Here is a 13227-nt window from a genome sequence, read left to right as displayed (position 1 = left end):
TACAAACAATTCAAAATACTATAGCTATGTAGATGTGCTGGAACTATCTATGATTTTTTGGGAATTTTCCTCAATAGTTTTCACTAGCTTGGTAACATCTTCAGGGGTTTTGACTGGTTTAGCGGGTGCAATAGCAGAGGGCCAAACTTTTATCAGTTCAGCGATACTGGCTTCAATTCCTTTAGATTCTTGGGGATAGTCTTTAGCCACTTTGCTAGAAATCCCTTTATATAAGTCATCAGCGTAGTTGACAAAGCCACGGGAATCTTGATACTCAATTTCTGCAGAAATTTTTCCATTTGCAATTGCCGCAGTGTACTCTGAGTTGGCTGCATCTAGCAATCCGTTAATGACTTGTAGCACGAATCTGGGTTGCGATCGCTGATCTGCTGGTAAAGCATTTACAGCACCATCAACTGCTTGCATCGAAAAGGTAAAATCAGTTTTGATCTTGGGACTTTTGGGATTGGATTTAACAAAATCTTGCAAACTAACCAAAGATGTCTTAAACTCTTTGACTTTGCGCTCATTTAATTGGTCTTCTACATCAACATAAATCTCTTCAACTGGATGACCAATGTGAGGTTCTGCTTTTTTCGGTTGATTTTGATCCAACAGTTCTTTTGCTACCAAAAGGTGTCCTTTCATCAGTCCTAGTTTGGTCATGTAGTCTACGTCTTTTGGTTCCCCAGTTAGAACGACTTCCTGAGTCGTAACCTGCTCCTTAATCTTGTCGAATTGCTCTTGAGTAATTACCTTTTTAGAAACTAAGTCCTCAGGACTACCATAGGGACGACTTGCCTGAATTTTATTTGATAATGCTGGAACACCAAGCTGTCCCTCAAACTTATCCAATTCCGACAAGATCGCATTGTTGATGTTGATTTTCTTTTTACTACTGTGTCCGCTATGACTAACTGCTTCAGTAGCAGCCTGGGGACTGGAGTTAGCCGCTGGTGTTGTTGAATTTTCTGCGGTTTGTGTACCGTTACAGGAAGTCAAAGCGAAGATGATTGCGCTAGCAATAGTTAGGCAGATGTAACGAAATCTTATCATTTGTGCTCCTCAAAGTAGTTAAAAGGTAATCATTGAAACATTTTTTTGCTATTTTCACGGGAAAAAGACTTTTACCTTTCACCGTTAAAAAGATACAAAAAGCTTTGCAATATTGCATTTTCGCCTATCCAACAGCAAAGCTGAGCGCAAGGCACATACTGCGCTTTGCCTGACATAACGTGCTGCTTTTTGCATACTTTTTGTACGAGTGTCAATCTCTGAATTTGACAGTGGATCTTAGATTTTGCTATGATACTTTCCCACAAATGATATCATTTTTCAACTACTTGCTAATTTTTTGATTATGATTTAATATAAATTCTTAGTATGTTTGAATGTGTAAAAAGTACGGTATGAGCAACCACTCTTCAATTGCCCATACCGCGCTTACAGACACAGACGCTGATTTTATACTACAAAGACGGGTGGGAGAATTATCACTCTTATTGCGTTAGCGAAGCTCACCGAAGGTATCGCACATCCAATCTCTAACTCTTTCTCAGCTAGAAGCACTTGGCGAAGCTTTGTTAGATTTTACGGCGATGGAGGATTTGCTCAACTGGTTGCAAGCAAATCAAAGCGAGTAGCAGCTTACCATACAGGCTTCCCCACATCTTGAATCACAAAGAATGTTGTCAGGAAACATTTTTCCAAGCGAGGGTATTAAGCTCAGTATATATATAGCTCTCAAACCGCAAGCTGGAACAATGAAAATTTGGACGCCCAATCAATCACTGCAAAACGGACGCTTTATCATTCAAAAAGTCCTTGGTAGCGGTGGCTTTGGCATTACCTACAGTATTCTCGAACAGCGTACAGGTAAATTATTTGTCCTGAAAACCCTCAACCACCTTCAGCAAGGAAGAAAAGACTTTGAGGAACGACAGGTAAAATTTGTCCAAGAGATGACACGGTTAGCACGATGCACTCACCCCCATATTGTGAAATTTGAGGATGTCATCCAAGAAGATGGACTGTGGGGGATGCTGATGGAATATATTGATGGCGTGGATTTAAAGACTTATGTTGATCAGGATGGGCAATTGTCAGAGGATGAAGCCTTACTTTACATTAACCAAATTGGGCAAGCTTTAGAATGTGTCCATCAACAAGGATTCTTACATCGGGATATCAAGCCTCATAATATTCTCTTGCGCCGTGGCAAACAAGAAGCAGTGTTGATTGATTTTGGTCTTGCTCGTCAGTTTAGCACTGGTGAAAAATCCATCAGCATGACGAGTGATGGAACTGAAGGTTATGCACCCATTGAACAGTACAGAAGAAAGGGCAATTTTGGTGCTTATACTGATGTTTATGGTTTAGCCGCAACGCGGTTCATCCAAACACAGTTTACCGTTTTCGTCAACGCTTCCCATTACTTCTTGTGCTTTCATTTTTCCTCCCAAAGTCTGTCAGCTTATCTTCTTATAATATTTTGCACCAATCCCAACAATTAAAAGTAACCGGAAAAATACAACAGATGCCCGACTTCGTAAGAGTTGTCGGGGTCTTGTTTTTCACGAATGATTTAGGATTGCTATAAAATGTAATAACCATCAGACTATATTCCAACAACGAGGTTAGCGGTAATGTTGAAGTCAGTTGAAGGAGTTTATAAAAACGGTACGATTGAGTTATCTGAAGTACCATCCGATGTAGTAGAAAGCCGCGTCATTGTTACTTTTTTAGAAGCAAAGCCAGTTCAATTTACTCCACAAATGATGTACTTTGGTATGTTGGCTGGTTCAAATCAACAATCAAGCGAGGAAGATTTCAAAATAGCAGAATTTCATGGTGATTTTGGCGATGAATTAAACTGGTCTTAGATAAAAGTGAAGTATGTTATCGATACTCATGCTCTCATTTGGTTTCTAGAAGGTAATCCCCCCTTGGGAAGTAACGCGAAAACAATTCTTTCCAACGCTGAGAGCCAATTAATTATACCTGCTACAGCTTTAGCTGAGGCTGTTTGGATTGTGGAACGTGGACGAACATCGATTTCTTCAGCAACTGCTTTACTCTCAGCAGTCAATGCGGACAGTCGTATCGTAGTATATCCATTAGATACAAATGTCATTGAACAAACTATCGGTTTAGCTGCGATCGCAGAAATGCACGACCGACAAATTGTTGCAACTGCGATAGTTTTGGTCAATCAAGGAGAAACAGTTGTTTTGTTAACCTGTGACCAAAATATTACCGCATCAGGATTGGTAACTATTATTTGGTAACTTCAAATTTAGTGATGATAATATCAAAGATATATCAAATAGATATAAAAATATAATATGCCTGCCAAAGTCACCCTCACAATTACTGAAGGCAAATCACCAGGAAGACAATATACCTTCGACTCCCGCACAACTTGTATCATTGGTAGAGCAAAAGACTGCAACCCGCAACTACCAGATGATGATGATCATCTTACCATTTCCCGCTATCACTGCTTATTAGATATCAACCCGCCAAATATTCGCGTGCGGGATTTTGGTAGTAGAAATGGAACTTATGTAAACGGTAAAAAAATTGGACAACGCCAATCCAAGCAAACTCCAGAAGAAGCCGCGAAGTTGGAATTGACAGAGTATGATTTGCAAGATGGAGATGAAATTAAACTGGGTAATACAGTATTTGTCGTTGGAATTGAAGTTGAATTACAATCACTTAATATTCCTGATTTCGTCCCTGGTACAGCTAACATCCATAATGTCAATCAACGCCCAACACAAGCACCATTTTTCTTGGAATTGATTAAACGCTTGTTGGGTTTAGCAGAGAAAGGCGACGAAAATCTCATAGCAATTCGTGGTTATAGCATTATCAAACTATTAGGAAAAGGCGGTTGTGGCGAAGCTTATTTAGCACAGCATAATCAAACAAAAAATTTTGTCGCCCTGAAAGTTATGTTACCTGCAGTTGCTGCAAATGAGTGGGCTGTACAAATGTTTATGCGGGAGACAGAAAATACGAAAGCGTTGCGACATCCTAATGTGGTGAAATTGCTTGATTATGGTTACTCGGAGAGCATTTTCTTTTTCACAATGGAGTATTGTGAAGGTGGTACTGTTGCTGACTTAATTGAGCGACAGGGAGGAAAGTTATCAATAGATATTGCTGTCCCAATTACTCTCCAAGTTTTAGACGGTTTAGAATATACCCACAACGCAGAAATTCCTAATGTCAAATTAGGTAATGGTGGATTTGGTAAAGGTAGAGGTTTGGTTCACCGCGATCTCAAACCAAGTAATATTTTCCTGGGCAATGTTGATGGTAAACTAACAGTAAAAATCGGAGACTACGGTTTATCAAAAGCGTTTGATTTAGCAGGTTTAAGCGGTCAAACTTTTACAGGTTTTAGAGCTGGTACTCCCGTTTTGATATGTCGCCAGCAACTCTTAAATTATAAGCATGTTAAACCAGAAGTCGATGTGTGGGCTGCTGCGGGTTGTCTTTACTATATGTTGACTGGATTTTATCCTCGTAATTTCACTGACAAAGACCTCTGGAAAGCCATATTGGAAGATGACTCTGTACCTATCCGCCAGCGTGATGCAAATATACCTCAACGACTGGCGGAGGTGATTGATTTAGCTTTGGTGGAGAAGCCAGAGATTTACTTTAAGAGTGCGACTCAGTTTAAGCAGGCGTTGTTGGATGTGTTGTGATATAAACCACTGTTAACTGTTGACTGATTACTGTTCACTGTTAACTGTTCACTGTTGTCGCCTAGCTTTGAAATTAATAATTTGCTCCAAGCGAGATAACGCACTCACAGCTGACTCGTGTACATAAGAATCAGCAGACTCATCATTAGTCAATGCTTTGAGGATTTCTCTTGCTCGTTCATCTCCCGATGCTGCAAGTGCGTTGACGACTGACACCGCCACCGCTACATTATCTGTGGTTTTCAGCGCCTCAACCAAGATATCAAAAGCAGGGGAACCAACTTCACCCAACGCCATCACAGCTGCAATATGAACCACTGGATTGGAGTCGTTGATGGCAGTTTGCAATCCTTGCAAACCTTCAGCTGGAAAAGGAACATCTGGATAGTTTACCGCAATTTGTGCCAGCGCCTTTGCACAGCTACCCCGGACAGTCACATTGTCGCTGTTAAGTAATGATTCTACCAAAGGTGGCACACTATCTACGCCAATCATACCTAAAGCTTTGACTGCTGCTCGACGAAAGACGACGTCTTCATCATTGAGAACACTCATCAAACGAGGAATCGTATTTTGATCACGGTTTTCTGCCAACTGTAACATTGCCCGTTCCCGTAGATTGGGATTTGGGTGTTTGAGTTGTTCAAATAGCGAATCTACTGTCATGGGTTTATTACTTTACTGGATGCAGGAGTGTGAGTTGCTTTGGCTCGAATCAACCAGTTTTGGTCATTTGCTGCAATTGTGTGAGCACTAGTATCGCCAAGTTTCTCCAGAGCCATTAATGCAGCATACTTCAGATCCCAGATTTTAGTTTCCAGAATGGCTACCAGAGCAGGAATCGCACTCGTATCGCCCAATTCACCTAGAGCGATCGCCGCCCCCGCCCGAGATTTCTGAAACTGAGGTTCGCGATTGTTCAAAGCTTCAACAAGCAAATCGTAACCTGGAGCATACTTGAGCCAACCCAAGAGTTTCATCACATGGTAGTGTGCTCCATAGTCATTGTGAGCTTCAGCGGCATAGGTTGCCATCAGGGCTTCACCTGCACTCTCACGATACTCTTCTAATATAGTCTGTGTCGCCAGATAACAACGCCCAAAATCGGTATCATAAAGTTCTCTAATCACAAATTCCAGTGTTGGAGTCTGATCGTAGCCATGTACCAACTTCAAATCTCTTGGATGGTCAAAAATGACTTGCTCTAGTGATGGTTGAATATCTGTAAAGGCGATCGCTCCTGCTGGAATACCAGCTTCTGCCAACAAGCGAATCCCCCGCAGACGAAACACAAGTGATACCGGACACTGAGCAATCTGAGGAATAGCAGCGTAATACCGAGAATCGATCAAATCTTGGATGCACAACCGACGTGCATACACATTCGGGTGTTCAAGTAAGGCAAGCACCTTCTCAATTGGGGAGTAGTCTCCAGTGAAGCGACAAACGGCAGAGATGGCTGCACTTGCTGTGGGTTTGTCGGTAGCATCCACAAATTTACGGATACGCTCCGCTGCTGGCGGATAATCTAACTTTGCCAGGGTATGGATAATCACCCGATAGGTTTGTCCTGGCTTTTCGAGTAATTGAGCAATTTCTTCGAGGATATCTGAGTCTTGGGTGCCTATTTCACCAATCGCCCATACCGCATTTTCCACAAGATAGGAGTCTTCATCTGCCAAGCAGCCGCTAATGGCTGGCAGTGCTTGCAATGAGCGCAACTTTCCCAGCGACTCTACTGACTTGCGTCGCACGATGCGGTTATCTAAGGACGGATCGGTGTTTTGCACTGCCCGAATCAGCGCGTTGATAGAGCGCTCTGTCGCGAAGTTTACCAACTCTGAGGCAGCCACGTAGCGAGAGTCATCTTCCGCTAACTGGTCTAGAGGCGTATCCAAGAGAGTAATAGCTTGTTCTTCGGTGAATCCAAAAAGATTGGAAAAGCGCTTATCCATAAGTTACCTGTTAACAGTTAATAGTTAACAGTTAACAGTTATCAATTTGAAGAAGAATTCAGTATTCAGAAGAAAGAAATTAAAATTTAGTTTTCCGGCTTCCGGCTTCCTACTTCCGAACTTCTGACTTGGTGACTTGGTGACTCCTTCACTGATAACTGATGACTGATAACTGATTAAAAACATGAACCTGGGGATTCTCAAACCAATACTTAACCTTTCTGGGCAAAGCACTAGATTAAGAATCCCCAGGACTGACGAACCTAAGTCCAATCAGCTATGAGAGATTATGAACCTATGAGAGGGAGTTGATCAGATAGTCGATAAGAGCGTTGTACTCAACTAGAGCTTGAGCAGACATATCGCGAGGAGCGCAACCACGATTACGAGCAAATCTGAGTGCTTCAACGTAAGGAGCGGTGGGCAGTTCTAACGCGCGATAAACTTCACGACCACCAGCAATACCCCACTCATCCAATGGGCCAGTACCACCAACTACTAAGGAGTATTGGATAAGGCGCATGTAGTGCTTGATGTCACGCAGACACTTATCTTTCTTGACTTGAGTGCTGTTAGCTTCACCATCATTGTTCAGGTAAGGATACTTTTTGATAGCAGCATCGTAAGCTTCCTTAGCTACGCTGTCCACGTTATTCAGCTTTTCAGCAGCTTCTAAACGGGCAGCAGAACGCTGGATACTACCTTGAAAAGATTCTAGGTCAGAGGTGCTGGGGAAACGACCAGCCGCATCAGCAGCAGCGATGACTGTAGTCACAACTGATTTCATGTTTTGCTATCTCCAGAAATAGATATTTAAGCGTTTATTTCAATTCAATTCGTCAATTGCTTTGGCTATTGCTTAGCTCAGAGCAGAAACAACGCGATCGAAGTAGCTAGCTGCTTCAGCTGTCAAAGCAGAGCAGTCACCTTGCTGAGAACCCATTTTGCGGAATCTCTTACCACCATTAGCTTCTGTATTGGTGTCGTTGATGTGAGCCAGTGAGCTAGCCTTCATGATTTGAAGAGCTCTGACTGTGGAGGTGGTGGGTACACCAAGAGCAGCATAGGTTTCTTTCAAACCGTTGAGGCAGCGGTCATCAAGAACGGAAGCATCACCAGCCAATAAAGCGTAGGTGATATAACGCAGGACGATTTCACCATCACGCAGACAAGCAGCCATGCGGCGGTTGGGATAGCAGTTACCACCAGCTTGGATCAAGCCTTGGTTTTCGCAGATCATCCCAGCGATAGCATCAGAAACGATACAGCTAGCGTTGCTGGCGATCGCGTTTACAGCATCAAGACGCTTGTTACCTTCGCTAACAAAACTGCGGAGTTTACTAATTTCTTCTCCACTTAAGATGCCAGTTTTAGCGTCTGCTGTAACTACGGCTTTGGAAAATGCGTCGAGTACCATTGAACTCTCCCTATCTTCTAAGTTCTTATCTTGTATTGGACAAGACATCTTTGAAGATAAAAGAAGAGGTATGCTAGTGTCTCACTTCTGAGAAACAAAGTAATAATCTGTAACAATTGCTATATTTTTTAAGCCAAGGAAAGTTAGCTCTTAACCCTTTAACAGTTACAAAAACTAGCAGTGTAAAGGCAATGCCTAGAGCGATCGCGCCTAACAGTGTGGGGCAGATCAAATTTATGGGCGGGGTGAGTCGGACGCCTAGTCCTGTTGTCGGCTTTGTTTTTGTTATGGACTTTTGACTCAAAGCCAATGAGCGTCTAACCTACTCTATCTGGGCGATCAGGTGCTTAATCACATTCTCTTTAATCATTAATTGCCGCAGGACTTCCAACAGCAGCCCCTGAGCCTGCTCCTCATTCAGTCCTTTGACCTGTCGCTCATATGTTTTCAGGCTAAATTCTTGTTCTAAGCTAAGTTCTATCGGAAGTTCCATGATAATTGCCTCAAATGGTGTGAATTTAGTGAGATGTAAAATAACCAATAAAATTCAGACTTAAATTATCACTGTAGTAAATAAAACTTTTTACTCGATTTTTTTCTAAGTATTTAGATCTTTATCCTGTTGTTAACTAATATAACAAAAAATTGACAATAGAACCAACCTGAATATGATACTCCGGTAGGAACTCCGGTAGGAAAAAAGATCAACCGATGGGATGAAGATTTGATCGTATAAACTACCTCGGCTTGTGAAGAGTGTAGGTAGTTCACTCCACATATTGTTCTTGGCAAATTATCTAAAGTTTAGTTAACTTTTTTAAAGTTGGTGTCATCAAAAATGAAAGCTTTAATGCAGATATCGACTCCTATATCGACTCGGCGGAGTATGATGTCAGCTTTGGCGATTTCATTGTCCCCTACTATCGCGGTTTTTCTACCCAACTCGGTCAGAAAACAGTTGGTTTTACCCGCATGTTTCGTCTGTATCGGGGCTATGCCAAAGTGCGATAAGCCAGAGGCTTTAGCTTGTGCGTATCGCTGCCAGTTATCCGGACAATCGCAACGACAAACGAATAAGAGAAACAAGGACTGCAGCACTGCCTGACTGGCTGGGCAACCTAATAAGTACCACTACTAGTTCCAGGAGAAAAACTAATGAACCAAGAGGACATCTGTGTAGAGCCAGAGTTAACTCGTATTTATCGCTCCACACTTTTCCTAGGGCAGCCTGTTTTACAGTACTGTGTAGTAGCCAAAATGGGTGAGCATTACCGAGTTATATCAGACTGGAAATACGAAGATCAAGACGACAAACAGACTCCTTTAAGACCACTCCATCTATTAAAACCCCAGCATTTAGGACGATACCTTATATACCTATCTAGGTTAGATGCTATGGCAGATATATTACCAGAACACCGTCAAGAACTGGTTAAAGGTAAGTGGTTTACATTTGAAGATAGCTAATGAATAACCCCAGGACAACTCTGGGGTTTAATACCAGACCGAACACATTTTAATCGTTGATGTAGCTTGTAAAATTGCTGGAAATCACATAATTATTGACTATTTTAGACTAACTATAAGGTTTGTTTTTGGAATTCCGTTTAAAGTAATAACTAAAATACTCTCGATATAATCCACAGCTAATACTTGCTTGTTCTCCTAAAAGCTTTACCAATCCCAAACTTTTTAACTGAAACCCTATCTCTTGTTTTAACGGAATCGGCGCAGTCGCCATTATGACTTGTTGAAAAGCATCTGCTAAGTCAGTATATTGTTGGAGATACCACAATTGTTCTTGTAAATGATTCCTGAAAATACCGTTATCATTTATGGCATTTTGCAGTAAACTTTCTAATGAAATATCATCATTTACAGTATGATACAACGCCAGCCGCACTAAGTAAGGAAATCCTTCCGTGAGTTCCATTAATTGTTCCAGTACAGAAGATGTCATCTGGAGTCCGTGACGCTGTACTAACTTTTCTACCTGTAATCTTGTAAAAGGAGGTAAATCAATTGCTAATCCTATATTAAAGGGAGATTTATTAATGTCCAAGGCAATATAAATATCGGTAGATTGAACAATGATAAACCGAATTTTTTGCCACATCGAAATATCTCTCGTTTCCTGATGCCATGAGCGTAATAGTGCTAGAAAATCACGAGCTAGTTTCGGATATTCAAACAACTTATTCACTTCATCTAATGCCAAGATAACGGGACTAGAGATTTGCTGTAATAGATATTCTTGAAAATAAATAGTGCAGTTCATCAAAGTACCTATTTCCTCATCCCAGTAATCCTCCAGCTTTGATTCTAGTTTCAATTGATGAGTAACATTGGCACAGAACCAGCGCATAAATTTTTCTAATGAGGCGAAAACTTCTGTTTCAGCGTAATTTAAACTTAACCGTACTGTATAATAATTATGAGAGTTGCAATAAGCGAGAATTCTTGTCATTAGGGAAGTTTTCCCCATCTTTCGAGGTGCTTTGATGCGAATCAATGCACGAGGTTGGAGAATTTCTTGATAACAGATTTTTTCTAAATCCCGCTCAATATACAAAGTAGAAGAAAGAGGAACTTGTCCTTCTGGAGATTCTAAAGCTATCTTTCGTTGCGTCTGTGCAGGCTCGGATGTTATCTGCAAAGATAAAGTTTCCAGTCGTTGCTCTAGAACAGCACGACAATTCGTTCTATTTATTTTTTCCCCAACAAGATCTGAAATGAGTTGCCATAATTTAGGGGCAACTATTTGTTTAATATAGGTTTCTGAGTAGTTGTTTTCTGTCGCGATTTGTGGATAGGTTTTTTTTGTTTCAGATATCGATTCGGACAAAATAGTTTTTTGGATAAACGAGAGCGATTTTCCTGTTTTGTCAAGAATCATCCCTTCTATTGATTCGAGAATTTTTTCTGTGATCATTATCTATTTTTACAGGTAACATATATTTAAAGCTCCATTTCCTTTTAGCCATTGTTTTTGTTGCTCGGTTAAACCAACAACATCATTAAAAAGCGCTCCTTTGACACGAGAACCATAAAAATCAACTCCTTCAAGGTAGGCGTTTTTAAAATTCGCGTGTCTTAAATCTGTATTTCTCAGATTTGCCCTCTTTAGCACTGCACCTTCTAGGTTGGCATTAAATAAGGAAGCTTGTTCTAAATTGGATCCACTCAAATCTGTGTTTAACAAACTGGCTAATTCCAAAGAAACTTCCACTAATATTGCATTAGTTAAATCAGCATGACTCAAATCTGCACCAATTAAATCAGCTTTAGTCAAGTCAGCTTCATTCAAAATTGTTTCTTGTAATTGCGCTTTCTCCAAGTCAACCCGCCGCAAGCAAGCCGCACGCAAAATAGCACCTTCACAGTTAGATTCCCTGAGAATGGCATCATCAAGATTTGCGTCAGTCAAATCAGTTTCTTTGAGAATTGCTTTGAAAAGATTCGCCCTAGTTAAATCAGCGTGAGTTAAAACTGCTCCTTGCAAATCAACCTCTGTTAAATTTGTCTCTATTAATTTAACAAACTTTAGGTTGGCATGATTTAATCGAGCGCTACTTAAGTTAGCTCCGCTTAAAGTCGCCTCATTGAGATTTGCCCATAACAGAGAAGCATGAAATAGATTTACCCAACTCAAATTAGCTTGATTCAAATTAGCTCGATTCAAGTCTGCCCAAACCAATTTACTTCCACTTAAGTTTACCTTACTGAGATCAGCACCATTGAAATTGGCATGACTAAAATCTGTACCACTCAGATCTACACCGCTCAAGGAAGCTTCACTGAAGCTCAGATTCTGGAATTCTCTTTCCATTGCTGCATAGTCTTGAGGAATGTCATTTGGGTTCACATTCTTTCCTGATTTTTGATTTTTCATTTTCAATAGATTCAGGGGAGTCCCGTTTGGATATTCAGTTTTTGCCACTAGGAGATCTGTATGAAATCAGACTTCTCTTTTTTTCATTCGTAGTCTTGCTAGTCTAGAGCGCAGTTATTAAGAGGTCTGTTTGTTGATAATGATAATCTGCTGTTAAGTAGATGGGTCAAAATATAGCAGGGAGCAGGGAGCAGGCTTGAAAATCCCGTGGTTTCCGTGTTTTCTCATTAGTTGATGTCCTAATCTACCTGGCAACTGCTATAAATATAAGATCGCTTGTCATTGCGATCCAAGTGAAGGCTGAGCAAAGACTGACCCCAGCTTCACTTGGTTCCGTATGCTCTCGCTTGTCCGCTACATTAACGCTACAGACATCTTATATTTACAGCAGTTTTCATTTAAATGAACCACACCGTTTGTAAGGGTGCAATGCCTTGCCTCCCTTGGACTGTGGTTTATTTACCTGAAAATGGCTGTAATTGCAATTACTTACTTATTGGTTTAACTCTAACACAGGTTTAAACGGCTTAAATGTCTTGATGTCCACGCAGGCAGTTCTATCTAGCTTGGTTCTGAGTTCAGTGGTCAAGGTGACTAGCGTTTCGACAAGAGTTTCACGGTCGGTTAGGCAGCCTTTAATTGCCATCAGTTCTCCCAGAATCCACTCATAGAGCTGTCTGTCTGCACTGTTCATGAGTACAATCAGTTCGTTCTTAGTTGTTATGATTTGGTTGATATGAGTGTTATCGATTTCCTCGCTAATATTCTGGATCATCACAGAGATTTCATTTTGTATTTTTTGGTCATAAATATTCTCAATTTGCTGACTGATGTAGTATTTCAAATCAGTATTATTATTGACAAGCTTTTGGGAAATAACTCTGTTGAATGTCTCTTGATCGCCTATTGTGTTGATCATCTCATCCACGTGCTGTGTAACCAGATCTATAAATGTCCGATTCCAATCGTTACGCAGGTTCTCAATCTTGTTATTAATTTCAGGACTGTTGGCAACTAAGTTGACAATCTCGTTGTTCACTTCAGTGTTGTTTACACGATGCTGTAAGCGTCGGTCAATGTACTGGTTTAACTCCTCATTGTTATTGACAATGTTGTGGGTAATCAATGGGATGTGATGTTGGAGCTTTTGCTCATAAATGTTGTCAATTTGCTGACTAATGTAGTGGTTCAAATCAGTATTATTATTGACAAGCTTTTGGGAAATAACTCTGTTGAATGTCT

General features: G+C 40.8%; 15 protein-coding genes and 2 pseudogenes. 8 read left to right on the top strand and 9 right to left on the bottom strand.

The features are described from left to right. Window positions 1-24 precede the first annotated feature (24 nt). On the bottom strand, window positions 25-1056 hold the full coding sequence (locus tag AC5590_RS18550; protein ID WP_169264976.1) for a ComEA family DNA-binding protein: 1032 nt from the start codon (window positions 1054-1056) through the stop codon (window positions 25-27). 476 nt (window positions 1057-1532) lie between these two features. Here AC5590_RS18550 and AC5590_RS18545 point away from each other — a divergent pair. The 5 genes and pseudogenes from AC5590_RS18545 to AC5590_RS18525 form a co-directional block, all read left to right on the top strand. Next, window positions 1533-1643, top strand: a pseudogene (locus AC5590_RS18545) (DUF4351 domain-containing protein); the annotation flags it as partial. A gap of 120 nt (window positions 1644-1763) precedes the next feature. Then, window positions 1764-2513: a protein kinase domain-containing protein gene (locus AC5590_RS18540; protein ID WP_169264975.1), complete on the top strand. Its 750-nt coding sequence runs from the start codon at window positions 1764-1766 to the stop codon at window positions 2511-2513. Window positions 2514-2645: 132 nt separating this feature from the next. Further along, a complete protein-coding gene (locus tag AC5590_RS18535) occupies window positions 2646-2882 on the top strand; it encodes a hypothetical protein (protein WP_169264974.1) in 237 nt (78 codons plus the stop codon). Between the two features lie 6 nt (window positions 2883-2888). Then, window positions 2889-3287 carry a PIN domain-containing protein gene (locus AC5590_RS18530; RefSeq protein WP_169264973.1) on the top strand — a complete coding sequence of 133 codons (399 nt, stop codon included), beginning with the start codon at window positions 2889-2891 and terminating at the stop codon, window positions 3285-3287. A 57-nt stretch (window positions 3288-3344) separates the two neighbouring features. Further along, window positions 3345-4721, top strand: a complete 1377-nt coding sequence (locus AC5590_RS18525; RefSeq protein WP_169264972.1) for a protein kinase domain-containing protein — start codon at window positions 3345-3347, stop codon at window positions 4719-4721. Between the two features lie 48 nt (window positions 4722-4769). On the opposite strand, the gene AC5590_RS18520 is transcribed toward AC5590_RS18525, so the two are convergent. The 4 genes from AC5590_RS18520 to cpeB all read right to left on the bottom strand — a co-directional run bounded on the left by AC5590_RS18520 (window position 4770) and on the right by cpeB (window position 8093). Then, complete coding sequence (locus AC5590_RS18520) at window positions 4770-5387, bottom strand: HEAT repeat domain-containing protein (protein WP_169264971.1); 618 nt, start codon at window positions 5385-5387, stop codon at window positions 4770-4772. Then, window positions 5384-6676, bottom strand: coding sequence for a C-phycoerythrin alpha-cysteine-82 phycoerythrobilin lyase CpeY (cpeY, locus tag AC5590_RS18515; protein WP_169264970.1), 1293 nt, complete (start codon window positions 6674-6676; stop codon window positions 5384-5386). The genes AC5590_RS18520 and cpeY overlap by 4 nt, the downstream gene beginning before the upstream one ends. 295 nt (window positions 6677-6971) lie before the next feature. Next, window positions 6972-7463 (bottom strand): C-phycoerythrin subunit alpha, encoded by a 492-nt coding sequence (gene cpeA, locus AC5590_RS18510; RefSeq protein ID WP_169264969.1) that lies wholly within the window; start codon window positions 7461-7463, stop codon window positions 6972-6974. A gap of 72 nt (window positions 7464-7535) precedes the next feature. After that, on the bottom strand, window positions 7536-8093 hold the full coding sequence (gene cpeB, locus AC5590_RS18505) for a phycoerythrin subunit beta (RefSeq protein WP_169264968.1): 558 nt from the start codon (window positions 8091-8093) through the stop codon (window positions 7536-7538). Between the two features lie 116 nt (window positions 8094-8209). On the opposite strand from cpeB, the gene AC5590_RS18500 reads away from it, so the two are divergent. Then, on the top strand, window positions 8210-8392 hold the full coding sequence (locus AC5590_RS18500; protein WP_169264967.1) for a hypothetical protein: 183 nt from the start codon (window positions 8210-8212) through the stop codon (window positions 8390-8392). 23 nt (window positions 8393-8415) lie between these two features. On the opposite strand, the gene AC5590_RS18495 is transcribed toward AC5590_RS18500, so the two are convergent. After that, a complete protein-coding gene (locus AC5590_RS18495; RefSeq protein WP_169264966.1) occupies window positions 8416-8586 on the bottom strand; it encodes an NblA/ycf18 family protein in 171 nt (56 codons plus the stop codon). A gap of 359 nt (window positions 8587-8945) precedes the next feature. Between AC5590_RS18495 and AC5590_RS18490 the strand changes: the two are divergent. Then, a pseudogene (locus AC5590_RS18490) lies at window positions 8946-9092 on the top strand (photosystem I reaction center subunit XII); the annotation flags it as partial. 156 nt (window positions 9093-9248) lie between these two features. Next, window positions 9249-9560 (top strand): hypothetical protein, encoded by a 312-nt coding sequence (locus AC5590_RS18485; protein WP_169264965.1) that lies wholly within the window; start codon window positions 9249-9251, stop codon window positions 9558-9560. A gap of 109 nt (window positions 9561-9669) precedes the next feature. Here AC5590_RS18485 and AC5590_RS18480 read toward each other — a convergent pair whose 3' ends face one another. From AC5590_RS18480 to AC5590_RS18470, 3 genes are all read right to left on the bottom strand, one after another. Then, window positions 9670-11025: an AAA-like domain-containing protein gene (locus AC5590_RS18480; RefSeq protein ID WP_211178425.1), complete on the bottom strand. Its 1356-nt coding sequence runs from the start codon at window positions 11023-11025 to the stop codon at window positions 9670-9672. A gap of 9 nt (window positions 11026-11034) precedes the next feature. Then, window positions 11035-11985 (bottom strand): pentapeptide repeat-containing protein, encoded by a 951-nt coding sequence (locus tag AC5590_RS18475; RefSeq protein ID WP_169264964.1) that lies wholly within the window; start codon window positions 11983-11985, stop codon window positions 11035-11037. Between the two features lie 493 nt (window positions 11986-12478). After that, window positions 12479-13227: hypothetical protein (locus AC5590_RS18470; RefSeq protein WP_211178424.1), on the bottom strand; the 749-nt coding region annotated here is incomplete at its 5' end.

It is taken from the genome of Brasilonema octagenarum UFV-OR1, from assembly GCF_963888615.1.
GTDB lineage: Bacteria > Cyanobacteriota > Cyanobacteriia > Cyanobacteriales > Nostocaceae > Brasilonema > Brasilonema sennae.
The sequence above is the reverse complement of the archived record's forward strand: the minus strand, read 5'-3'. Positions and strand labels throughout refer to the sequence as shown.

Coding starts and splice junctions, on each gene's coding strand:
- AC5590_RS18520 (WP_169264971.1), bottom strand. CDS start 5,387: ATGACAGTAGATTCGCTATTTGAACAACTCAAACACCCAAATCCCAAT.
- AC5590_RS18535 (WP_169264974.1), top strand. CDS start 2,646: ATGTTGAAGTCAGTTGAAGGAGTTTATAAAAACGGTACGATTGAGTTA.
- cpeB (WP_169264968.1), bottom strand. CDS start 8,093: ATGGTACTCGACGCATTTTCCAAAGCCGTAGTTACAGCAGACGCTAAA.
- AC5590_RS18540 (WP_169264975.1), top strand. CDS start 1,764: ATGAAAATTTGGACGCCCAATCAATCACTGCAAAACGGACGCTTTATC.
- AC5590_RS18525 (WP_169264972.1), top strand. CDS start 3,345: ATGCCTGCCAAAGTCACCCTCACAATTACTGAAGGCAAATCACCAGGA.
- cpeA (WP_169264969.1), bottom strand. CDS start 7,463: ATGAAATCAGTTGTGACTACAGTCATCGCTGCTGCTGATGCGGCTGGT.
- cpeY (WP_169264970.1), bottom strand. CDS start 6,676: ATGGATAAGCGCTTTTCCAATCTTTTTGGATTCACCGAAGAACAAGCT.
- AC5590_RS18480 (WP_211178425.1), bottom strand. CDS start 11,025: ATGATCACAGAAAAAATTCTCGAATCAATAGAAGGGATGATTCTTGAC.
- AC5590_RS18475 (WP_169264964.1), bottom strand. CDS start 11,985: ATGAAAAATCAAAAATCAGGAAAGAATGTGAACCCAAATGACATTCCT.
- AC5590_RS18550 (WP_169264976.1), bottom strand. CDS start 1,056: ATGATAAGATTTCGTTACATCTGCCTAACTATTGCTAGCGCAATCATC.
- AC5590_RS18495 (WP_169264966.1), bottom strand. CDS start 8,586: ATGGAACTTCCGATAGAACTTAGCTTAGAACAAGAATTTAGCCTGAAA.
- AC5590_RS18485 (WP_169264965.1), top strand. CDS start 9,249: ATGAACCAAGAGGACATCTGTGTAGAGCCAGAGTTAACTCGTATTTAT.